The 20,966-nt window shown below is 72.5% G+C and carries 18 protein-coding genes, 1 tRNA gene and 1 pseudogene; 15 read left to right on the forward strand and 5 right to left on the reverse strand.

Annotation, left to right across the window (positions count from 1 at the left end):
- Window positions 1-10: 10 nt before the first annotated feature.
- From rsmA to EF879_RS10585, 5 genes are all read left to right on the forward strand, one after another.
- A complete protein-coding gene (gene rsmA, locus EF879_RS10565; protein WP_123557361.1) occupies window positions 11-886 on the forward strand; it encodes a 16S rRNA (adenine(1518)-N(6)/adenine(1519)-N(6))-dimethyltransferase RsmA in 876 nt (291 codons plus the stop codon).
- 131 nt (window positions 887-1,017) lie between these two features.
- A complete protein-coding gene (locus EF879_RS10570; protein ID WP_123557363.1) occupies window positions 1,018-1,986 on the forward strand; it encodes a 4-(cytidine 5'-diphospho)-2-C-methyl-D-erythritol kinase in 969 nt (322 codons plus the stop codon).
- 34 nt (window positions 1,987-2,020) lie between these two features.
- On the forward strand, window positions 2,021-3,835 hold the full coding sequence (locus EF879_RS10575; RefSeq protein WP_123557365.1) for an ABC-F family ATP-binding cassette domain-containing protein: 1,815 nt from the start codon (window positions 2,021-2,023) through the stop codon (window positions 3,833-3,835).
- Between the two features lie 132 nt (window positions 3,836-3,967).
- Window positions 3,968-4,423: a DUF4383 domain-containing protein gene (locus tag EF879_RS10580; RefSeq protein ID WP_123557367.1), complete on the forward strand. Its 456-nt coding sequence runs from the start codon at window positions 3,968-3,970 to the stop codon at window positions 4,421-4,423.
- 158 nt (window positions 4,424-4,581) lie between these two features.
- The gene (locus EF879_RS10585) at window positions 4,582-5,055 is read left to right on the forward strand and encodes a DUF4383 domain-containing protein (protein ID WP_123557370.1); all 474 of its coding nucleotides are present in this window, start codon (window positions 4,582-4,584) and stop codon (window positions 5,053-5,055) included.
- Between the two features lie 55 nt (window positions 5,056-5,110).
- On the opposite strand, the gene EF879_RS10590 is transcribed toward EF879_RS10585, so the two are convergent.
- Window positions 5,111-5,809, reverse strand: coding sequence for a TetR/AcrR family transcriptional regulator (locus EF879_RS10590; protein WP_123558343.1), 699 nt, complete (start codon window positions 5,807-5,809; stop codon window positions 5,111-5,113).
- 133 nt (window positions 5,810-5,942) lie between these two features.
- On the reverse strand, window positions 5,943-6,914 hold the full coding sequence (locus tag EF879_RS10595) for an acyl-CoA desaturase (protein ID WP_123557372.1): 972 nt from the start codon (window positions 6,912-6,914) through the stop codon (window positions 5,943-5,945).
- A 415-nt stretch (window positions 6,915-7,329) separates the two neighbouring features.
- Here EF879_RS10595 and EF879_RS10600 point away from each other — a divergent pair.
- The 8 genes from EF879_RS10600 (at window position 7,330) to cysN (ending at window position 15,156) form a co-directional block, all read left to right on the forward strand.
- Window positions 7,330-7,401, forward strand: a tRNA-Gln gene (locus EF879_RS10600).
- A 130-nt stretch (window positions 7,402-7,531) separates the two neighbouring features.
- Window positions 7,532-9,046, forward strand: coding sequence for a bifunctional UDP-N-acetylglucosamine diphosphorylase/glucosamine-1-phosphate N-acetyltransferase GlmU (gene glmU, locus EF879_RS10605; RefSeq protein WP_123557374.1), 1,515 nt, complete (start codon window positions 7,532-7,534; stop codon window positions 9,044-9,046).
- A gap of 51 nt (window positions 9,047-9,097) precedes the next feature.
- Window positions 9,098-10,078, forward strand: a complete 981-nt coding sequence (locus tag EF879_RS10610) for a ribose-phosphate diphosphokinase (protein WP_123557376.1) — start codon at window positions 9,098-9,100, stop codon at window positions 10,076-10,078.
- Between the two features lie 394 nt (window positions 10,079-10,472).
- Window positions 10,473-11,150 carry a 50S ribosomal protein L25/general stress protein Ctc gene (locus EF879_RS10615; RefSeq protein WP_123557378.1) on the forward strand — a complete coding sequence of 226 codons (678 nt, stop codon included), beginning with the start codon at window positions 10,473-10,475 and terminating at the stop codon, window positions 11,148-11,150.
- Between the two features lie 111 nt (window positions 11,151-11,261).
- Entirely contained in the window at window positions 11,262-11,852 is a 591-nt protein-coding gene (pth, locus tag EF879_RS10620; protein WP_123557380.1) for an aminoacyl-tRNA hydrolase, read from the forward strand.
- 158 nt (window positions 11,853-12,010) lie between these two features.
- Entirely contained in the window at window positions 12,011-12,874 is an 864-nt protein-coding gene (locus tag EF879_RS10625) for an inositol monophosphatase family protein (RefSeq protein WP_123557382.1), read from the forward strand.
- A gap of 81 nt (window positions 12,875-12,955) precedes the next feature.
- Entirely contained in the window at window positions 12,956-13,867 is a 912-nt protein-coding gene (gene cysD / locus EF879_RS10630) for a sulfate adenylyltransferase subunit CysD (protein WP_123558345.1), read from the forward strand.
- Entirely contained in the window at window positions 13,867-15,156 is a 1,290-nt protein-coding gene (gene cysN / locus EF879_RS10635) for a sulfate adenylyltransferase subunit CysN (RefSeq protein ID WP_123557384.1), read from the forward strand. The genes cysD and cysN overlap by 1 nt, the downstream gene beginning before the upstream one ends.
- Before the next feature lie 18 nt (window positions 15,157-15,174).
- On the opposite strand, the gene galK is transcribed toward cysN, so the two are convergent.
- Window positions 15,175-16,317 (reverse strand): galactokinase, encoded by a 1,143-nt coding sequence (gene galK / locus EF879_RS10640; RefSeq protein WP_123558347.1) that lies wholly within the window; start codon window positions 16,315-16,317, stop codon window positions 15,175-15,177.
- 198 nt (window positions 16,318-16,515) lie between these two features.
- On the opposite strand from galK, the pseudogene EF879_RS10645 reads away from it, so the two are divergent.
- Window positions 16,516-17,624: pseudogene (locus tag EF879_RS10645) on the forward strand (hemolysin family protein).
- Here EF879_RS10645 and EF879_RS10650 read toward each other — a convergent pair.
- The gene (locus tag EF879_RS10650; RefSeq protein ID WP_123557387.1) at window positions 17,617-18,885 is read right to left on the reverse strand and encodes a hypothetical protein; all 1,269 of its coding nucleotides are present in this window, start codon (window positions 18,883-18,885) and stop codon (window positions 17,617-17,619) included. The pseudogene EF879_RS10645 and the gene EF879_RS10650 overlap by 8 nt on opposite strands.
- 3 nt (window positions 18,886-18,888) lie before the next feature.
- Window positions 18,889-19,608 carry an RNA polymerase sigma factor gene (locus EF879_RS10655; RefSeq protein ID WP_233604374.1) on the reverse strand — a complete coding sequence of 240 codons (720 nt, stop codon included), beginning with the start codon at window positions 19,606-19,608 and terminating at the stop codon, window positions 18,889-18,891.
- Window positions 19,609-19,929: 321 nt separating this feature from the next.
- Between EF879_RS10655 and trpS the strand changes: the two genes are divergently transcribed.
- Window positions 19,930-20,955, forward strand: coding sequence for a tryptophan--tRNA ligase (gene trpS / locus EF879_RS10660; protein ID WP_123558349.1), 1,026 nt, complete (start codon window positions 19,930-19,932; stop codon window positions 20,953-20,955).
- Window positions 20,956-20,966: the final 11 nt, after the last annotated feature.

A 20,966-nucleotide genomic window follows, 5' to 3' on the forward strand; every position in this document is an offset into this window, starting at 1 on the left:
CTGGCACAGCGTGGCCGTAGACCTGCTCGGCCCGGCGGAAATCCGGGAACTCGCCGCCCGCCTGGGTGTCACGCCGACCAAGAAGCTCGGCCAGAACTTCGTGCACGACCCCAACACGGTTCGGCGGATCGTCGCCGCCGCCGGCCTGGCCCCGACCGACGTCGTCGTCGAGGTGGGCCCCGGGCTCGGCTCGCTCACCCTCGGCCTGCTGCCGGTCGCCGGACACGTGCATGCCGTCGAGATCGATCCGACGCTGGCCCGGGCCCTGCCCGAGACGGTGGCCCGGCACGCCGGCCCGGCCGAGGCCGGCCGGTTGACCGTGCACCGCGCCGACGCGCTGCGGATCACCGCCGCCGAGCTGGGCGCACCCGCGCCGACCGCGCTGGTCGCGAACCTGCCGTACAACGTCGCGGTGCCGGTGGTCCTGCACCTGCTCGCCGAGTTGCCCGGTCTGCGGCACGGCCTGGTGATGGTGCAGAAGGAGGTCGCCGACCGGCTCACCGCGGGCCCCGGTTCGAAGATCTACGGCGTCCCGTCGGTGAAGCTCGCCTGGTACGCCGAGGCCCGCCCCGCCGGCCGGGTGCCGCCGAACGTCTTCTGGCCGGTCCCGAACGTCGACTCCGGACTGGTCGCCTTCACCCGGCGCGAGCCGCCCCGGGACGACGTACCCGGGTCGGCGGTCTTCGCCGTGGTCGACGCGGCGTTCGCGCAGCGTCGCAAGACCCTGCGGGCCGCGCTGGCCGGCTGGGCCGGTGGTCCGGACCGGGCGGCGGCCGCGCTCACCGCCGCCGGTGTCGATCCCGGAGCCCGGGGCGAGTCGCTGACCGTCCACGAGTTCGCCGCGATCGCCGCGTCGGCCCCGGTCGTCGCCGGCGGCGCCGAGTAGGCTGACGCCCAGTTCGAGGAGGAGGTGTCCGCGATGGTGGCGCAGCCGGTCGGGGACCGGTCCGGACCCGTCGCCGGCCGGGGCCCGGCGAGCCCGTCCGAGGCCCGGCCGAGCGTGCGGGACGTCGTCCCGTGACCGAGGCATGGGGCCCGGACGACGAGGCCGGGCCACCCCGTCGACGTCCACCCGGCCCGGTCCGGGTTCGGGTTCCCGCGAAGATCAATCTGTTCCTCGGGGTCGGTCCGCCGCGCCCGGACGGCTACCATGAGCTGAATACCGTCTACCAGGCGATCTCGCTCTACGACGAGCTGACCGCCCGGCACGGCGACACCCTCACCCTGACGATGGAGGGCGAGGGCGCCGGTGAGCTGGCGCTGGACGAGTCGAACCTGGTGATCCGGGCCGCCCGGGCCCTGGCCGCGCACACCGGGGTGCCGGCCCATGCCCGGTTGCACCTGCGCAAGCAGATCCCGCTCGCGGCCGGGCTGGCCGGCGGCAGCGCGGACGCGGCCGCCACGCTGGTCGCCTGCGACGCGCTCTGGGGCACCAACCTCTCCCGCGACGAGCTGGCCCGGATCGCCGCCGGGCTCGGCTCCGACGTCCCCTTCCTGGTGTACGGCGGCACCGCGCTCGGCACCGGCCGCGGCGAGACGATCAGCCCGATCCTGGCCCGGCCGGTCACCTGGCACTGGGTGGTGGCGATCGCCGACGGGGGCCTCTCCACGCCGGCCGCCTACCGCGAACTGGACCGGCTCCGCGCCGAGGACGCCGCCCCGCCGCCGCTACGCAACGCCGACGCCCTCCTCGCGGCGCTGCGCGGGCGTGACCCGGCCCGGCTCGGCCGGGCGCTCGGCAACGACCTGCAGGCCGCCGCCGTGTCGCTGCGGCCGTCCCTCGTCGAGACCCTCAGGGCGGGCGAGGCCGCCGGCGCGCTTGCCGGCATCGTCTCCGGCTCCGGCCCCACCTGCGTCTTCCTCGCACCCGACGCGGGGGAGGCGGAACGCGTCGCCGCCGAGCTGCGTGCCGCGGGGGTGTGCCGGACCGCCCGGACCGCGTACGGGCCGGTGCCGGGGGCTCGGGCGGGCATCGGAGCCGGGTGAGCTCCGACCGCCGACCGTGACTACGGTCAGGGCCATGGCCACCATCGTCAACCTGGACCGGGTCTCCAAGGGGTACGGCGCGGCGGGGCCGCTCCTCACCGACGTCTCCCTCGGCCTCAGCGACTCGGACCGGATCGGGGTCGTCGGGCTCAACGGCGCCGGCAAGTCGACCCTGCTGCGACTGTTGACCAAGACGGAGGAACCGGACAGCGGCCGGGTGACCCACCGCCGTGGCCTGCGGGTCGCCTGGCTGCCGCAGGCCGTCGGTCTCGATCCCGACGCCAGCGTCCGGGACGTCGTCCTCGGCACCGCCTGGCTCGCCGAGGGGTTTGGCGCCGAGCACGAGTGGGCCGGCGACGCCGGGGTCCGGACCGTCCTCGACGGCCTCGGCATGCCGCACCTCGGCCTAGACCAGCCGGTCGGGCCGATGTCCGGCGGCGAGCGGCGGCGGGTGGCGCTCGCCGCGCTGCTGGTCCGGGCCGCCGACCTGCTCGTCCTGGACGAGCCAACCAACCACCTGGACGTGGCCGGGGTCGACTGGTTGGCCCGGCACCTGATCGCCAAGCGCGGCGCGCTGGTGGTGGTCACCCACGACCGGTGGTTCCTGGACGCCGTCTGCACCACCACCTGGGAGGTCGCCGACCAGACGGTACGCAGCCACGAGGGCGGTTACGCCGCCTGGACGCTGGCCCGGGCGGAGCGGGAACGGCTCGCCGCCGTGGCCGAGGCGCGCCGGCAGAACCTGTTGCGCAAGGAGATCGCCTGGCTGCGTCGCGGCGCCCCGGCCCGGACCTCCAAACCGCGCTTCCGGATCGAGGCGGCGAACGCGCTGATCGCCGACGTCCCGTCGCCCCGGGACACGGTGACCCTGCAACGCCTGGCCACCGCCCGGCTCGGCCGCCAGGTGTACGACCTGACCGACGTCACCCTCCGGGCCGGCGGGAAGCTGATCCTGGAGAACCTGACCTGGCAGGTCGGCCCCGGCGACCGGATCGCGGTCGTCGGGGCGAACGGCGTCGGCAAGACGACCCTGCTCCGATTGCTCGCCGGCACCCGGCGACCCGACCAGGGGCAGATCCGGGTCGGCGCGACGGTCCGGCCCGCGTACCTGTCGCAGGAGCTGGCCGAACTCCCGGGCCGGTTGCGGGTGCTGGAGGCGGTCGAGGAGGTCGCCCGGCGGGTCGTCCTCGGCGACCGCGAGATCGGCGCCGCACAGCTCGCCGGGATGTTCGGCTTCGACGACCGGCGGCTCTGGACCCCGGTCGCGGACCTCTCCGGCGGGGAGCGACGTCGGCTGCAACTGCTCCGGCTGCTGGCCGCCGAACCGAACGTGCTGATCCTCGACGAGCCGACGAACGACCTGGACACCGACACGCTGGCCGCGCTGGAGGACCTGCTCGACTCCTGGCCCGGAACGGTGATCGTGGCCAGCCACGACCGTTACCTGATCGAGCGGGTCACCGACGTGGTGTACGCCATGTTCGGCGACGGCCGTCTGGTACACCTGCCCGGGGGCGTCGAGGAGTACCTCGCCCCCGCCCCGGGGCGAGCGGGCCCGGCCGGGGAGAGCCGGCCGGACGGCGTACCGCCGACCGCGGTGGGGAAGTCGGGCACGACCGAGCTCTCCGGGGGAGAGCTGCGCGCGGCCCGCAAGGAGCTGACCCGGCTGGAGCGGCAGATCGACCGGCTGACGCGGCGGGAGGCGGAGCTGCACGACCAGCTCGCAGCGCACGCGACCGACTACGCCAGGCTCACCGAGCTTGACGGCCAGCTCCGGGCCATCCGGGCCGAACGGGAGCAGATCGAGGAGGCGTGGCTGGCCATCGCCGAACAGGTTCCGGAGAGATGAGCGGTGTCGACGCCCACCCGGTGCCGGCGGTGACGGGCCCGACACGGCGCCGGGGGTGTGCGGAGACGCCCGGACGCCATGCGCGAGAATCGTCGCCGACCCTCACCCGTACGGCGTTGGAGACTCCCGACCATGTCCCACAACCCCGTCAACCATCCCGCGCGACCGATCTACCGGGCGATCGCCGGGCTGACCGGTCTCTACCTCGTGGCCTTCGGTGTCCTCGGCATCATCGACACCAGCGGCGCCGAGTTCTTCGCCCAGGACGACACCACCGTGCTGGGCCAGGGCACCAACCTCGGCAACTCGGTGATCTGCGCCGTCCTCGGCGTGATCATCGTCCTCGCCACCCTGATCGGCCGCAACGTCGACGTCGTGGTCAACAAGTGGTTCGGGTACCTCTTCATCGTGCTCGGCCTGGCCACCCTGGCGACGCTTCGTACCGACGCCAACTACCTCAACTTCACGGTGGCGACCTCGATCGTCAGCATGATCATCGGCCTGGTCCTGCTGATGGCCGGCATGTACGGCAAGGTCGGCACCGACGAGGAGCACCAGGCCTGGCAGCAGGCCCGCCTGGTGCTCTGAGCCGGGCCGGCGCACCGCGCGCCGGCCACCGGACTCGCGTCCCCGCCCGCCTCCCGGCGCGGATCTCCGTTCGCCGGGCAGCCTCCGCCGACCTGAGCGACAATCAGGACGAGGCGACAATCGGGACAAAAGTCCTCCCGCGTCGCGGAGGAGGGGCCATGGGACACATACCCGTCAACCACCCGGCCCGGCCCGTCTACCGGGTCATCGCCGGGCTGATCGCGCTCTACATCCTGATCTTCGGCATCCTCGGGATCATCGACACCGCCGGCGAACCGCTCCTCAGCCGGGGCAGCCACTGGGTCCTTGGGCTCCGCACCAACCTGGCCTTCTCGCTGGTGTCGGTGGTCTTCGGGCTCGTCGTGCTCTTCGGCGCGGTGCACCGGGGCAACCTCGGACACCTGATGAACCTGGCCGCCGGGGTGGTGTTCCTGCTCACCGGTCTGATCATGATGAGCGTGCTGCAGACCGAGGCCAACATCCTCAACTTCTCGATGTCCACGGTCATCGTGTCGCTGATCTTCGGGCTGCTGTTCCTGGCCACCGGGCTCTACGACAAGGTCGGCCCGCCCGATTACGCCGAGACGGAGGAGGAGCTCCGCGGCAGCACCTCGGTCCGCCCGGGGCGCTGACGACACCGGCCGCCGGCCACCCGGCCGGCGTCGCCCGTGCCCCGGGCCGACCCGATCAGCGTGGGGTACGTCGGGTCAGCAGGGTCGGCTTGGCCTCGAGGTGGGACAGGCCGTTCCAGGCCAGATTCACCAGGTGCGCGGCCACCGTCTCCTTACGAGGCTTGCGCACCTCCAGCCACCAGCGTCCACTCAGCGCCACCATCCCGACCAGGGACTGCGAGTAGAGCTCGGCCAGCTTCGGGTCGTATCCCCGCGCCTTGAACTCGGCGCCCAGGATGTGCTCGACCTGGTGCGCCACGTCGTTCATCACGCTGCTGAAGCTTCCGCTGGCAGAGAGGAGCGGAGACTCCCGTACCAGCACCCGGAACCCGTCCGTCTCTTCCTCGATGTAGTCGAGCAGGGCGAGCGCCGCCTGTTCCAGCAGCTCCCGGGGGTGCCCGGCGGTCAGCGCCGCGGCGATCCGGTCGAGCAGAGCCCGGACCTCCCGGTCGACCACGACCGCGTAGAGTCCCTCCTTGCCGCCGAAGTGTTCGTAGACGACCGGCTTGGAGACCTTCGCCCGGGCCGCGACCTCCTCGATGGAGGTGGCGTCGAAGCCGCGTTCGGCGAAGGCCTGCCGGCCGATGGCGATGAGCTGTTCCCGGCGCTGCGCCGCGGACATCCGTACCCGGGAACCGGCTTTCGGCGGGGGCGACGCCGAGGTCGAGACCTGCCGGCGACGGGTACCGCGGCCCGTGCCCGGGCGGTCCGTCACCGTGTCACCCCGCTGTCGTTCCGCACTGCCGTGTCGACTCGTGCCGTCCCTGGTGGTGCCCTCGCCGCGCTTGGTCACCTGGTCATCCTGCCAGGGGACGGTACGGGGCAGGATGGTGGTCAGGCGGCGCCGCTCACCGTGTCGGGGTCGCTTTGATCAGTTTCGCGGCGATCCGTTCGGGCCTCGGCCACCGCACGTCGTACGCGGCGCCGCACTTCTCGAGCAGCCAGATGGCGCGGGCCGTGATGTCGATCTGTCCGCGCAGCACGCCGTGCCGGGCGCAGGTCGGATCGGCGTGGTGCAGGTTGTGCCAGCTCTCCCCGAACGAGAGGATCGCCAGCGGCCAGAAGTTCGCCGCCCGGTCGCCCTGGCGCACCACGAACGGCCGCTCGCCGTACACGTGGCAGACGGAGTTGATCGCCCAGGTGACGTGGTGCAGCAGGGAGACCCGGACCAGGCCGGCCCAGAAGAACGCGGTGAGGGCACCCTGCCAGGACCAGGTGACCAGGCCGCCGAGCGCCGCCGGGGTGAGCAGCGAGATCGCCACCATCAGCGGGAAGAGCCGGTCCACCCGGTTGACGTCCCGGTCGGCGAGCAGGTCGGGGGCGAACCGCTCTCGGTTGGAGAGCTCCCGGTTGAACAGCCAGCCCACGTGGGCGTGGAACAGGCCCCTGGTCAGTCCCCAGACGCTGGAGCCGAAGCGCCACGGGGAGTGCGGGTCGCCCTCGACGTCGGAGAAGGCGTGGTGCCGGCGGTGGTCGGCGACCCACTGGATGATGCTGCCCTGGATGGCGAACGAGCCGGCGACCGCCAGGCTGACCCGCAGCCAGCGCTTGGCCTTGAACGACCCGTGGGTGAAGTAGCGGTGGAAGCCGACGGTGATGCCCAGCCCGGCCACCACGTACCACGAGGCGGCGATCGCGATGTCGGTCCAGGACAGCCATCCGCCCCAGGCCACCGGTACGGCCGCGAGCAGGGCGAGGAAGGGAATGGTCACGAAGCACCAGAGGGCGAGGAGAACGCCTCTGGACTGCATGCCTTCGGTGAGTGGCTTGGGGCCCTTTGCCCCGCCGGGCGGCGGCGGTTCGAGCAGGACGGACGACATGGCACCTCGCTGGAGCGTAGGGGTGACGAAAAAACTTACGCCTACGTCACCGTAACCTACGCCCTCGTAGTCTGCCATGGGTTCGAACCTGAGAATCCGCTGGCAATCATCGACCGATGAGGTCGTACGCCAGTGCGAATCTGCTGGTCGTGCGTGATTCTGGGTACCCCGGGGTCGAGTCGACGAAACCGCCGTCCGATCGGCGCGGGCGTCGCGTCCGGGCCGTCGCGCCGCGCGGGGCGGGTTGGTCAGTGCCGGGCACCGCGCGGGAGTTGTGTCGTGCGGTTTGCCTGATCGTCACGGGGCGCGCGGCAGAGCGCTCGATGGGGTGATCGGGGGTAAGATCGACGCGCTCATCGCCCCGGTGGACGCTGTGCAAGCGGGTGATCGATGAGTCGTTAGGCTGGTATGCCGATGGGGTGTGGGGTAACGGCAACCCGCAGGCCTTTGGAGCCTTGAGCTTCTGGTTCGAATCCAGACACCCCAGCTCAGCGCGATGCCGACCGCTCACCAGGGGCGCTCGCTCTCGATGCCATTCGTTGTCGGGCCGACGGTGAGGGGGGTTCCCGGCTGGTTAGCATGAGGCCGCAGACAGTCGTACCGACGGGAGCAACCTCGTGTCCCAGCCCCGCCTCCGCACCGTCGTCGTCCTCGCCGCCGGTGAGGGCAAGCGGATGAAGTCGGCGTTGCCCAAGGTCCTGCATCCGCTGCTGGGTCGTACGCTGCTGGGCCATGTCCTGGCCGCGGCCGCACCGCTGGCGCCGGACCGCACGTTGGTCGTGGTCGGCCACGGTGCCGCGCAGGTCACCGCCCACCTCGCCGAGATCGCCCCGGACGCCATCCCGGTGCACCAGGCCGAGCAGCTCGGCACCGGGCACGCGGTCCGGACCGCTCTCGAGAGCGGTCCGGAGGTCGGGGGCACGGTGGTGGTGCTCAACGGCGACGTGCCACTGTTGCGGGCGGAGACCGTCGCCGCCCTGCTGACCGCGCACGAGGCGGCGGGGGCGGCGGCCACGGTGCTGGCCGCGAAGGTCGCCGATCCGACCGGACTGGGCCGGATCGTCCGTGGTCCGGACGGCCGGCTGGAGCAGATCGTCGAGGAGCGGGACGCGACCCCCGACCAGCGCGCGATCCAGGAGATCAACGCCGGAATCTACGCCTTCGACGCGACCCTGCTGCGCAACGCCCTGAGCAAGCTCTCCACCGACAACGACCAGGGCGAGGAGTACCTCACCGACGTCTTCGGGCTCCTCGTCGCGGCCGGTGAGACGGTGGGCGTCCACGTGGCGCCCGACGCCACCGAGACCCTGGGCTGCAACGACCGGGTGGAGCTGGCGGCGTTGCGCCGGCTGCTGCGCGACCGGGTCAACACGGAGTGGATGCGCAGCGGGGTGACCCTGCTCGACCCGGAGTCGACCTGGATCGACGTCACCGTGACCCTCGACCGGGACGCGGTGGTCGACCAGAACACCCAGCTGCGCGGGGTCACCACGGTCGGCGCGGGGGCGACGGTCGGGCCGGACACGACGCTGATCGACACCACGGTCGGGGCCGGGGCCACCGTGCTGCGGACGCACGCGGTCGGGGCGACGATCGGCCCGGAGGCGAGCGTCGGCCCGTACGCGTACCTGCGGCCGGAGGCGACGCTGCGGGAGAAGGCGAAGGTCGGCACCTTCGTCGAGGTGAAGAAGTCCGAGATCGGCGAGGGGGCGAAGGTACCCCACCTCAGCTACGTCGGGGACGCGACCATCGGGGCCCGGGCCAACATCGGGGCCGCCACGATTTTCGTCAACTACGACGGGGTGGCGAAGCACCACACCACGGTCGGGGAGGCGGCCTTCATCGGCTGTGACACCAGCCTGGTAGCGCCGGTCGAGGTCGGGGCCGGGGCGTACGTCGCCGCCGGCAGCGTCGTCACCACGAACGTACCGCCGGGCGCGCTTGGGGTCACCCGGGCTCCGCAGCGGAACGTCGAGGGCTGGGTGCTGCGCCGACGGGCCGGCACGAGGTCGGCCGCGGCAGCGGAGCGTGCCGCACAGGAGGCGGCCAGCGCAAGTGAAGGTGAGGGAATCCACGAGGCGTCCGATGCGGGTGGCACCGACCGGCCAGCAGGGGATACTGCAACCGAATAGTCTCTGGCCCAACGCCGGGTGACCCACCGACAAACGGGAGCAGACGAGCCGATGGGCAGCATCGTCGCCGAAAATCGTAAGAGTCTGATGCTCTTCTCCGGCAGAGGATTTCCGGAGCTGGCACAGGAGATCGGTGAGGTGCTCGGTGTGGCGCCGACCCCTGCCGACGCGTACGAATTCGCCAACGGTGAGATTTTCGTCCGGTTCAAGGAGTCGGTACGCGGTTCCGACGCGTTCGTGGTGCAGTCCGTGACCCACGGGGTGAACAAGTGGGTCATGGAGACGCTGATCATGATCGACGCCCTGAAGCGGGGCTCGGCCAAGCGGATCACCGTCGTGCTGCCCTTCTACCCGTACTCCCGGCAGGACAAGAAGCACCGTGGCCGGGAGCCGATCTCGGCCCGTCTCATCGCCGACCTGCTCAAGACGGCGGGCGCGAACCGCATCCTCACCGTCGACCTGCACACCGCCCAGATCCAGGGCTTCTTCGACGGGCCGGTCGATCACCTCTTCGCGATGGACGTCCTCGCCGAGTACGTGCAGCGCAAGTACGCCGGACGGCCGATCACGGTGGTGGCGCCGGACTCCGGCCGGGTGCGGGTGGCCGAGCGCTGGACGGACCGGCTGGGCGGTTGCCCCCTGGCCTTCATCCACAAGACCCGGGATCCGCTGAAGCCGAACCAGGTGGTGGCGAACCGGGTGGTCGGCGACGTCGAGGGGCGGGTCTGCCTGATCGTCGACGACATGATCGACACGGGTGGCACGATCTGCAAGGCGGCCGAGATCCTGTACGAGGCGGCCGCCGCCGACGTGATCGTCGCCTCCACCCACGCGCTCCTCTCCGATCCCGCGACCGAACGGTTGAAGAACAGCCGGATCAGCGAGGTGGTGGTGACCAACACCCTGCCGCTCCCGCCGGAGAAACAGCTCGACAAGATCACCGTGTTGTCGATCGCGCCGCTGCTCGCCCGGGCCATCCGCGAGGTCTTCGACGACGGCTCGGTGACGACCCTCTTCGGCGGCCTGAGCTGACCGCCCTGAGCCGGCCGGCCTGACCCCGCCCTCGTCGTCATCTGGCGCCCGCAGCCCCGAGGCCGCCCGGTCCCGGGGCGGCGGGAAGGCCGGCCGACCGGATGATCCGCTCGGGCCGGGGCGGCGCCGGCGGCATCCGCGAGGACAGCGGTCCAGGTCGGCGGGCGGGCCGGGTGGGGACCGCCGGAAGACCCGATCGTGGCTTTAGTAGACTGGTGCGGTTGCCACGGCGAGGGTGCCCTGCGGGCCGCTGAGCAAGCGCCGCACGGACGCACCGTGATCGACGCGGTGCTCCGGGCAGTGGTCACCACGCAAGCCCCTAGCGAGCCCCTCGCCCCAGCACCGCCAATCGTCCGCCGACTAGCGCCGCAGTGACCGTATCAGGAGTCTTCCCGTGTCCGAGGTAAAGATCAGCGCCGAGCCCCGTACCGAGTTCGGCAAGGGTGGTGCCCGTCGTACCCGCCGGGCCGGAAAGGTGCCCGCCGTGCTGTACGGCCACGGCGAGAAGCCCAGGCACATTTCGTTGCCCGCGCGCGAGTTCGCCGCCGCACTCCGGCACGGTGGCATCAACCAGTTGTTCGCCATCGAAATCAGTGACGGTACCCAGGCCCTCGCGCTGCCGAAGGCCATCCAGCGTGATCCCATCAAGGACACCCTGGAGCACGTCGACCTGCTGCTGGTGCGGCGTGGCGAGAAGGTGACCGTCGACGTACCGGTCCAGCTCACCGGCGAGCCGGCCCGCGACACCCTGGTCGTGCAGGAGAGCACCGCGCTCTCGGTGACCGCGGAGGCCACCCACCTGCCGGAGAGCTTCGAGGTTTCGATCGAGGGCCTGGAGGCCGGCTCCCAGGTGACCGCGGCCGACGTCCGGCTGCCGAAGGGCGTCGAGCTGGCCGCCGACCCGGAGCAGATCATCGCGCTCGTCACCGCCGCCCCGACCGCCGAGCAGATGGCGGCCGAGGCCGGCGAGGAGCCGACGCCGGAGGAGACGGAGGAGGCCGGGGTCGAGGGTCCCGGCGCCGAGGCCGCCGAGGGCGAGGCCGCACCGGCCGGGGCGTCCGCCCAGGCCTGACCGATTCCCGTGTGACAGGCGCCCCCGAGTCGCTCGGGGGCGCCTGTCACCGTATCGGGGACGGTGGCACAGAAGACGGCAGCGAAGCGGCGGTGGTACAGGGAGAGGGACGTGGCGGACGAGGTTCATCCGTGGCTGTTGGTCGGGCTCGGCAACCCCGGCCGGGAGTACGCCCGCAACCGGCACAACGTCGGGTTCATGATCGCCGACCTGCTCGCCGAGCGTGTCGGGGCGAGGTTCGGCCGGCATCGTCGCGCGGTCGCGGACGTTGCCGAGGGGCGGCTCGGACTCGGCGGTCCCCGGGTGGTGTTGGTCAAGCCGCTGACGTACATGAACCTCTCGGGCGGCCCGGTGGCGGCGCTGGCGCAGTTCTACAAGGTGCCGCCGGCCCATGTGGTCGCGATCCATGACGAGCTCGACATCCCGTACGGCCAGCTGCGGGTGAAGAGCGGCGGCGGCGAGGGCGGACACAACGGGCTCCGCTCGCTGTCGAAGTCGTTGGGGACCAAGGACTACCTGCGGGTCCGGTTCGGCATCGGCCGGCCGCCCGGTCGGCAGGACCCGGCGGATTACGTCCTCTCGGACTTCTCGGCCGTCGAGCGTAAGGAGCTGGAGTTCCTGGTCGACCGGGCGGCCGACGTGGTGGAGGCGGTGATCACCCGCGGCCTGGAGTGGACGCAGAACGCGTACCACGGGAGCTGAGCGCGGCGACCGGCCGGGGCGGTGGGCACCGGTGTGGCGTATCAGCTTACGGCGCCCCCGGAGCTGCCCGCCGGTAGTCTGGTGCCGCGGGTGAGGAGGCGAACGGTGAGCATGGGGTATCCGAGATCCGGCGTGGCCAGCGGGCTGGGAACGCACTGATGGCCGCGCCGCCCGTGATCGATGGCGCCTTCGCCCGCTGGCTGGCCGCCCGCGCCGGCCAGGCCCTGCTCGACCTGCGGGCCGAGCTCGGGTACGCGGACCCGGGCGCGCTGAAGGCCGCCGGTGACAAGGTCTCGCACGAGCTGCTCCGGGCCGAGCTCGCCCGGTGGCGACCGACCGACGCCGTGCTGTCCGAGGAGGACGAGGGTGCCCGATCGGCCCGGGCGGCGGGTGCGGAGCCGGCGGTGGCGCCCCGATTGGAGGCGGACCGGGTCTGGATCGTCGACCCGCTGGACGGGACCCGGGAGTTCGCCGAGGAGGGCCGGACGGACTGGGCGGTGCACGTGGCACTCTGGGCCCGCCGCGGCGGGAGCTCACCGGGGCTGGTCGCCGGGGCGATCGGGCTGCCGGCGCAGCACCGGGTGCTCGCCACCGACCAGCCGCCCGCGTACCCGCCGTTGAATCTCGCCGCCGTGACCGGGCGGATCGGGACGATCGGCTCGGACGGCACCGGCCGGAGGATCCGGCTGGCGGCGAGCCGGAGCCGTCCGCCCGCGTTCCTCGCCGACCTGGCCGAGGAGCTGGGCGCGGAGCTGGTGCCGATGGGGTCGGCCGGGGCGAAGATCGCCGCGGTGATCGACGGCCAGGTCGACGCGTACGTCCACGCCGGCGGCCAGTACGAGTGGGACTCCGCGGCGCCGGTGGCTGTGGCGACGGCCACCGGACTCTTCGCTTCCCGAATCGACGGATCCGCGCTGGAATACAACAAGGCCGATCCCCGGCTGCCCGATCTCGTGGTGTGCCGGAAAGATCTTGCTTCCCGGTTGCTCGCAGCGCTGCAGCATCACCTCCGGGTACCCTAGGCGTGGCCTCTTGACTTGACCAATCGGAAAGGTTGGCAATCGCATGGGCGAGCAGCGGGCGCAGTGGAGTGGAGCGGCGGCATGACCCAGCCGGCGGCGTACCGGGTGTCGCATCTGGACGCGTTGGAGGCGGAGAGCATCTTCATCTTCCGCGAGGTGGTCGCCGAGTTCGAGCGCCCGGTGCTGCTCTTCTCCGGCGGCAAGGACTCGATCGTGATGCTCCGGCTCGCCGAGAAGTCGTTCGCACCGGCCCGGATCCCGTTCCCGGTGATGCACGTCGACACCGGGCACAACTTCCCCGAGGTGATGGCGTACCGGGACCGGCGGGTCGCCGAGCTGGGCCTCCAGCTGGTCGTGGCGAGTGTGCCGGAGGCGTTGGAGTCGGGGCTGGTCACCGAGCCGGCCGACGGGGTGCGGAACCGCATCCAGACCCCGGTGCTGCTCGACGCGGTCGAGAAGTACCGGTTCGACGCGCTGTTCGGCGGTGCCCGGCGGGACGAGGAGAAGGCGCGGGCGAAGGAGCGGGTGTTCAGCTTCCGCGACGAGTTCGGCCAGTGGGACCCGAAGAACCAGCGGCCCGAGCTGTGGGCCCTGTACAACGGCCGCCACCACCCGGGGGAGTCGATCCGGGTCTTCCCGCTCTCCAACTGGACCGAGCTCGACGTCTGGCACTACATCGCCCGCGAGCGGCTGACGCTGCCCTCGATCTACTACGCGCACGAGCGCGAGGTGGTCGAGCGGGACGGCATGCTGTACGCGGTGAACGAGTTCATCCGGCCACGGGCGGGGGAGACGCCGTTCGTCGCCCGGGTGCGGTACCGGACGGTCGGGGACGCCTCCTGCACCGCCGCCGTGCGATCGGAGGCGGACACGGTCGAGAAGGTGATCGAGGAGGTCGCCGCGACCCGGATCACCGAGCGCGGCGCCACCCGGGGGGACGACCGGTTCAGCGAGGCTGCGATGGAGGACCGCAAGCGGGAGGGGTACTTCTGATGACGGCCGCGCTCGTGTCCGCCGAGACCCGGACGATGGACCTGCTGCGGTTCGCCACCGCCGGGAGTGTCGACGACGGCAAGTCGACGCTGATCGGCCGTCTGCTGTACGACACGAAGTCGCTCTTCACCGACCAGTTGGCGGCGGTGGAGGCGGTGAGCGCGGCCCGGGGTGACGAGTACACGAACCTGGCGCTACTCACCGACGGGCTGCGGGCCGAACGGGAGCAGGGGATCACGATCGACGTGGCGTACCGCTACTTCGCGACGCCACGGCGGAAGTTCATCATCGCCGACACCCCCGGGCACATCCAGTACACCCGGAACATGGTGACCGGGGCGTCGACGGCGGACCTGGCGCTGATCCTGGTCGACGCCCGGAAGGGACTGGTGGAGCAGTCCCGCCGGCACGCGTTCCTCTGCTCGCTGCTGCGGGTGCCGCACCTGGTGCTCTGCGTCAACAAGATGGACCTGGTCGACTGGTCGTCGGAGGTGTTCGAGCGGATCGCGGACGAGTTCACCGCGTTCGCCGCGAAGCTGGAGGCGCCGGACCTGTCGGTGATCCCGATCTCGGCGCTGCACGGGGACAACATCGTCTCCCGGTCGGAGCACATGCCCTGGTACGAGGGGCCGTCGCTGCTACACCACCTCGAACACGTGCACATCGCGTCGGACCGCAACCTGGTCGACGTCCGGTTCCCGGTGCAGTACGTCATCCGGCCCCAGTCGACGACGGTGACCGACTATCGCGGCTACGCCGGCCAGGTCGCGTCCGGGGTGATGAAGCCGGGCGACGAGGTGATGGTGCTGCCCTCGGGGTTCACCAGCCGGATCGCCGCCATCGAGACCGCGGACGGGCCGGTCGAGCAGGCGTTCCCGCCGATGTCGGTGACCGTCCGGCTCACCGACGAGATCGACATCTCGCGCGGGGACATGATCTGCCGGCCGAACAACGCCCCGGCCGTCGCCCAGGACATCGAGGCGATGGTCTGCTGGATGGACGAGACCCGACCCCTTCGGGCCGGCAACAAGTACGCGATCAAGCACACCACCCGCGCCGCCCGGGCGATCGTTCGTACCCTGCACTACCGGCTCGACGTCAACAGCCTGCACCGGGACGAGGCCGCGACCGAGCTCGGGCTCAACGAGATCGGCCGGGTCCGGCTACGGACCACCGTCCCGCTGCTCGCCGACGAGTACCGGCGCAACCGCACCACCGGCGGGTTCATCATCATCGACGAGACGACGAACCGTACCGTCGGTGCCGGCATGATCGTCGAGGCCGGCTGACGCCGTCGGCAACGGCCGTCAGCCGAGGCGTTCGACGCCGGGGCCGGGGAGGGCGGTGAAGCACTCCGGAGTGGCGAAGCCGCGTTCGGCGTACGCGCGGGCGACCGCCGAGGCCACCGTGTCGGCGGCTGCCGCGTCGACCAGGGCGAGGACGCAGCCGCCGAAGCCGCCGCCGGTCATCCGCGCGCCGTACGCCCCGGCGGCCAGTGCCGCCTCGACCGCGGTGTCCACCTCCGGGACGGTGATCTCGAAGTCGTCCCGCATCGAGGCGTGCGAGGCGGTCAACAGCGGCCCGATCTCGGCGAGCCGGCCGGCCCGGAGCAGGTCGACGGTCTGGCACACCCGATGGTTCTCGGTGACCACGTGCCGCACCCGGCGGCGTACCACCGGATCGTCGAGCCGGGCCAGCGCCGCGTCGAGGTCGTCGATGGTGACGTCGCGCAGCGCCGGTACGCCGAGAGCGGCGGCAGCGTACTCGCAGGCGGCGCGTCGGGCGGCGTACTCGCCGGTGACGTGCCGGTGCGGCGCCCGGCTGTCGATCACCAGGATGGCGAGGCCGGCGGCGTCGAGGTCGAACGGAACGTGCTCCACCGCCAGGGAGCGGCAGTCGAGGAAGAGCGCCTGCCCAGCCCGGCAGCGGATCACGGCGGACTGGTCCATGATGCCGGTCGGCGCGCCGACGTACCCGTTCTCGGCCTGCTGGGCGAGCCTCGGCCGCTGGGCGACCGGCACGTCGAGGTCGCCGAGGTCGAGCAGGGCGGCCTGCACCGCCGCCTCCAGCGCGGCCGACGAGGAGAGCCCGGCGCCCAGCGGTACGTCGGAGGCGATGGCCAGCCGCGCGACGGGTACGTCGAGGTCGGCCTCGCGCAGCGCCCAGACCACCCCGGCGACGTACGCCGCCCAGCCGGTGACCCGTCCGGGCTCGGCGGCGTCGGCCCGGCCGAACGACACCCGCTCGCCGGCCTGCTCGGACCAGACCGTCCAGCGGCGTCCCGGGTCGGGCGCGGCGGCGACGACGGTGCGCCGCGGGAGCGCGAACGGCAGCACGAAGCCGTCGTTGTAGTCGGTGTGCTCGCCGATCAGGTTGACCCGGCCGGGCGCTGCCCACACCCCGGCCGGCTTCTCGCCGTACACCTCGACGAATCCGGCGGTGGCGCGGATCTCGACCGGCGTGCCGGGCTCCCCCGACGCCCCGTGCTGGTCTGTCACGGCTACCCTTCCCTGGTTGTCCGGCCCGTCCAGAACGGACCGTGATCAGTGCCCGAGCATTCCACCATGTTTCGCCAACTCTGAACAGAGCCGAACACGGATCTTCGTGGTTGCCCGCGTCGGACGTCCCCGGTGTTTACCATCTCTGCCATGCGGGCCTCCGGCAGTACCGGGCCCCGGCGACGACCGCCGGGGCGTACTCGACGGCAACCCGGCCCGCTGGCGCGCGGCCTGGCCCGGATCGTGGTGCGGGCCGCGGACGCGTGCACCCGGCTGGTGACCGCGCTGCTCGGCGCGAGCCCCACCGCCGGCCGGGAGCGGATCAGCGAGCGGGAACTCCGCGACCTGGTCGCCGCCAACACCCTGCTGGACCCGGTCGAACGGCGGATCATCGACGAGGTGCTGGTCTCCGGGGCCCGGATGGTCCGCGAGGTGATGGTGCCCCGGACCGAGGTGGTGTTCCTCGCCGCCCGGCTGACCCTGACGGAGGCGGCCGAGTTCGTCCGGGCCGAGACCCACAGCCGGTATCCGGTGGTCGACGGCACGCACGACGACGTCATCGGCTTCGTGCACCTGCGGGACGTGCTGCTCCATCCCGAGGACGATCCCCGGAACACCGTCGGCGAGCTGACCCGGGACATCAAGAAGGTGCCCGGTACCAAGCGGGTCCTCGCGACCCTGATGGAGATGCGTCGGGAGGGCCACCACCTCGCGGTCGTGGTCGACGAGTACGGCGGCACCGCCGGGATCGTCACCCTGGAGGACCTGATCGAGGAGCTGGTCGGCGAGATCCACGACGAGTACGACGTCGTCGCCGACCCGCCGTCCGGCCGGCCCACCGAGGTGGACGGTCGGCTCAACCTGGCCGACTTCGCCGAGCGGATCGGGTTCGCGCTGCCGACCGGTCCGTACGAGACGGTCGGCGGGTTCGTGATGGCCGCCCTCGGCCGGCTGCCCCGTACCGGCGACGAGGTGGCGGTGCCCGGCACGCACCCCCGCGCCCTTCCCGGGCCGTCCCGCGTCGCCGAGCTGGACGGCGGGTCGCCCGAGGGCGGCTGGCTGCTGCGGGTGCTGGCCGTGGAGGGACGTCGGGTGGCCCGGGTCGGCATCGTCCCGGTCCCGGGCCCGGAACACCCCGTCAGCGTGCCGGCGGCCCGGACCGACGAGGACGTCGACGCCTGAGGGACCGGCCCGTGGCCGCTCCCGCAGCCCGCGCCTGCTCGCTCACCCGGGCCGCCGTGACGGGCCCGATCAGTTGATCTGGAGTTTGCGCCAGGTGGCGCCGTCGGCGGAGTAGGCCGCCCAGCCGGTGCCGAAGAGGTCGTAGGCGACGTACCCGGCCGTGGTGCGGGCCAGCCGACCGACGTCCGGGAGACTCCCGCCGGCCGGGGCGAACGTGGCGCCGTCGTCGGAACTGACGTACCAGCGCTGGTCGGTGCCGGTGACCAGCAGCCGGCCGTCCAGCAGCGGCACCATCGCCCCGGCCAGCCGTTCGGGGCCGCCCTGCGCTCCGACCCGGCGGAAGGTCCGGCCGCCGTCGGCGGCGTGGTACAGCGCCCGCACGGTGCGGTCGGCGTCGAGCACCACGGCGTACGCGTGGCTGCCCAGGCTGGCCACCTCGACCGTGCCGGCCGCCGGAGACGGCGCTTCCGGCAGCGTGACGGTCCGCCAGGTGGTTCCCAGGTCCCGGGTGACCGCGACCGCGGGCCGCCCGCTGTGGAACCCGCCGGCCCACCAGGCGCCGTCGGGGCTCGCCGCGGTCGCCACCCAGCACACGTCAAGATCCGGTTGGCTCGGTGTGGTGCCGGCCCGGGGCAGGTCGGGCCGCCAGAGCTCGACGGCGTACCCGCATCCGCCTCCCGGTCCGGCCCGAAGGCTGTCTCCCGTGGTCGGCGTCACCGGCCCCGTCCCGTCGCCCGACCCGATGGCGCGCCAGCTGTGGCCGTGGTCGGTGGAAACGTACGTCGGGCCGTCGCCGGTGACGAGCAGCCGGCCGTCGGCGACCGCGGCGAGCCCGAGGCCGGGCCGGCCGGCGCTGTCCGCGGGCAGGCTGGCGTACTGCCAGGTCAGGCCCCCGTCGGCGGTGCGGGCCACCGTCGCCGGGCAGGGGGCGGTGGCCGGGCAGAGCGTCAGCACGTACCCGTGGTCCGGATCGACGAACTCGACGTCGGCGATGGCGCCTGGGACGTACGCGACGCCGGGCTCGGTGAGCCCGTTGATCGTGATGCCGGCGCCGGTGTAGACCGGCCCGCCGGGTGGTGGCTCCACCGCCCGATCCGCCACCGGCGGCGGTACGACGTCGCCGGCGACCCCGGGCCGGAGCGCCAGTCCGGCGCCGAGGGTGACGAGGAGCAGGGCAACACCGCCACCCGCCGTGGCGGCCCGCCGACGGCGGCGCCGGGTCGCCGCCCGCTCCCGGATGAGGTCCAGCGGCGGTTGGTCGATGCTCTCCAGCAGCTCCGCGCGGCCCCGCGCCAGCCGTACGTCGAGCGCGGTGCCGGAGATGTCTCGGTCAGCCATGGTTCACCCCGGTCGTACCGCCGGCCGGGTCCGCGCCGCCGGTCCGGTCGGTGCCACCGGCCTCCTCCCTGGTGCCGAATCGTCGGCTGTCGCGTGCCCGCGCGCCGCCGCGCTCGGCGGTGCCGGCCCGGTCTTCGCCGCGGGCCCGACCGGAGTCGGGTCGGTGCGGTCAAGGGACCCGGGTGTGCCGTCGCGCCCGTGGTAGTCCCCGAGCAGGGCGGCGAGCGCGGCCCGACCCCGGGACAGGCGGGACTTCACCGTCCCGACCGGTACGCCCAGCAGCGTGGCGACCTCCTCGACCGGCAGGTCGGCGAGGTAGTGCAGCACGATCACCTCCCGGTAGCCGACCGGCAGGCCGGCCAGCGCCTCCCGCAGGTCGGTGCGCTCGGGACCGGGGGCGGCCTCGACCAGGCGGCTCACCGGACGGTCGCGGAGCAGGATCGCGTCCAGCAGCTGGCGGCGCCGCCAGCGCCGGCGGACCACGTTGACCGCGACGGTACGCAACCACGCCTCCGGGTTGTCGACGTCGGTGAGCCCACGCGGCCGGGCGATCGCCCGGGCGAAGGCCTCCTGCACCACGTCCTGCGCCTCGGTCAGGTCGGTGGTGAACGCGTAGACCTGCGTGACCAGCCGGCGGTAGCAGGCGTGGTACAGCTCGGCCATCGCCTGGTCCATCGCGGTCCGGCCCTGGTCCGATCCGCCTCCGCTCCGGTCCCGTGCCAAGGGCTGTCCTCTCCGGTACGGCCGAACCCGGCCGGAGCCCCGCCGTGGCCCGACCGACTGTGGTCTCAGGCTACGAGTCCCGAGCCAACCGGCCGGTTCCCCGGAACGGTTCGGGTCGGCCCCCGGGGTCCGTCGACTCGCCGACAGACCGGGGCCCGGGTGTCCGGCCCCGCCGATGTCGGCGGCCCCGGTCCGGTCGGTCCCCGCCTCCTCGGTCCGCCGACCGTCCCCGGTTGCGTACGGGTCGCCGTGCCGACGGTGACGGAGTTGGCACCGGACCGGTCGGGACAGGGGGGCGGGGGAGCTGTCAGAATGGCCGGCATGTCCGACGTTGCCGCCCGGCCCCGGGTCCTCTCCGGCATCCAGCCAACCGCCGACTCGTTCCACCTCGGCAACTACCTGGGTGCGGTCCGCAACTGGGTGGCGATGCAGGAGACCCACGACGCGTTCTACTGCGTCGTGGACCTGCACGCGATCACCGCCGGGCACGAGCCGGAGACGCTGCGTCAGCGGACCCGGGTCGCCGCGGCGCAGTTGCTGGCCGTCGGGCTCGATCCCGAGCGCTGCACCCTCTTCGTCCAGTCCCACGTGCCGGAGCACCCGCAGCTCGCCTGGGTGCTCAACTGCCTCACCGGCTTCGGCGAGGCGAGCCGGATGACCCAGTTCAAGGACAAGTCGGCGAAACAGGGCGCCGAGCGCTCCAGCGTCGGACTCTTCACGTACCCGATCCTGCAGGCCGCCGACATCCTGCTCTACCAGGCCGACGCGGTGCCGGTCGGAGAGGACCAGCGGCAGCACCTGGAGCTGACCCGCGACCTGGCGCAGCGGTTCAATTCCCGCTTCGGGCGGACCTTCACCGTCCCGGCGCCGTACATCATCCGGGACACCGCGAAGATCACCGACCTCCAGGATCCGACGGCGAAGATGTCCAAGTCGTCGTCCTCCCCGGCCGGGATCATCGAGCTGCTCGACGACCCGGCCCGGTCGGCCAAGAAGATCCGGTCGGCGGTGACCGACACCGGCCGGGAGATCATCTTTGATCCGGAGCGGAAGCCGGGGATCTCCAACCTGCTGACCATCTACGCGGCCCTGACCGACCGCTCGATCGACGACCTGGTCGCGGCGTACGACGGCAAGGGATACGGCGACCTGAAGAAGGATCTGGGCCAGGTGGTGGCGGACTTTGTCACGCCGATCCAGGAGCGGACCCGGCAGTACCTGGAGGATCCGGCCCAACTGGACAAGCTTCTGGCGGTCGGGGCGGAGAAGGCCCGGGCGGTCGCCTCGGTGACCCTGCGCCAGGCGTACGACCGGGTCGGGTTCCTGCCGGGCGCACGGCTCGGCTAGCCGTCTCGCCG

Origin of the sequence: Micromonospora sp. HM5-17 (assembly GCF_003762835.1) — a bacterium.
GTDB lineage: Bacteria > Actinomycetota > Actinomycetes > Mycobacteriales > Micromonosporaceae > Plantactinospora.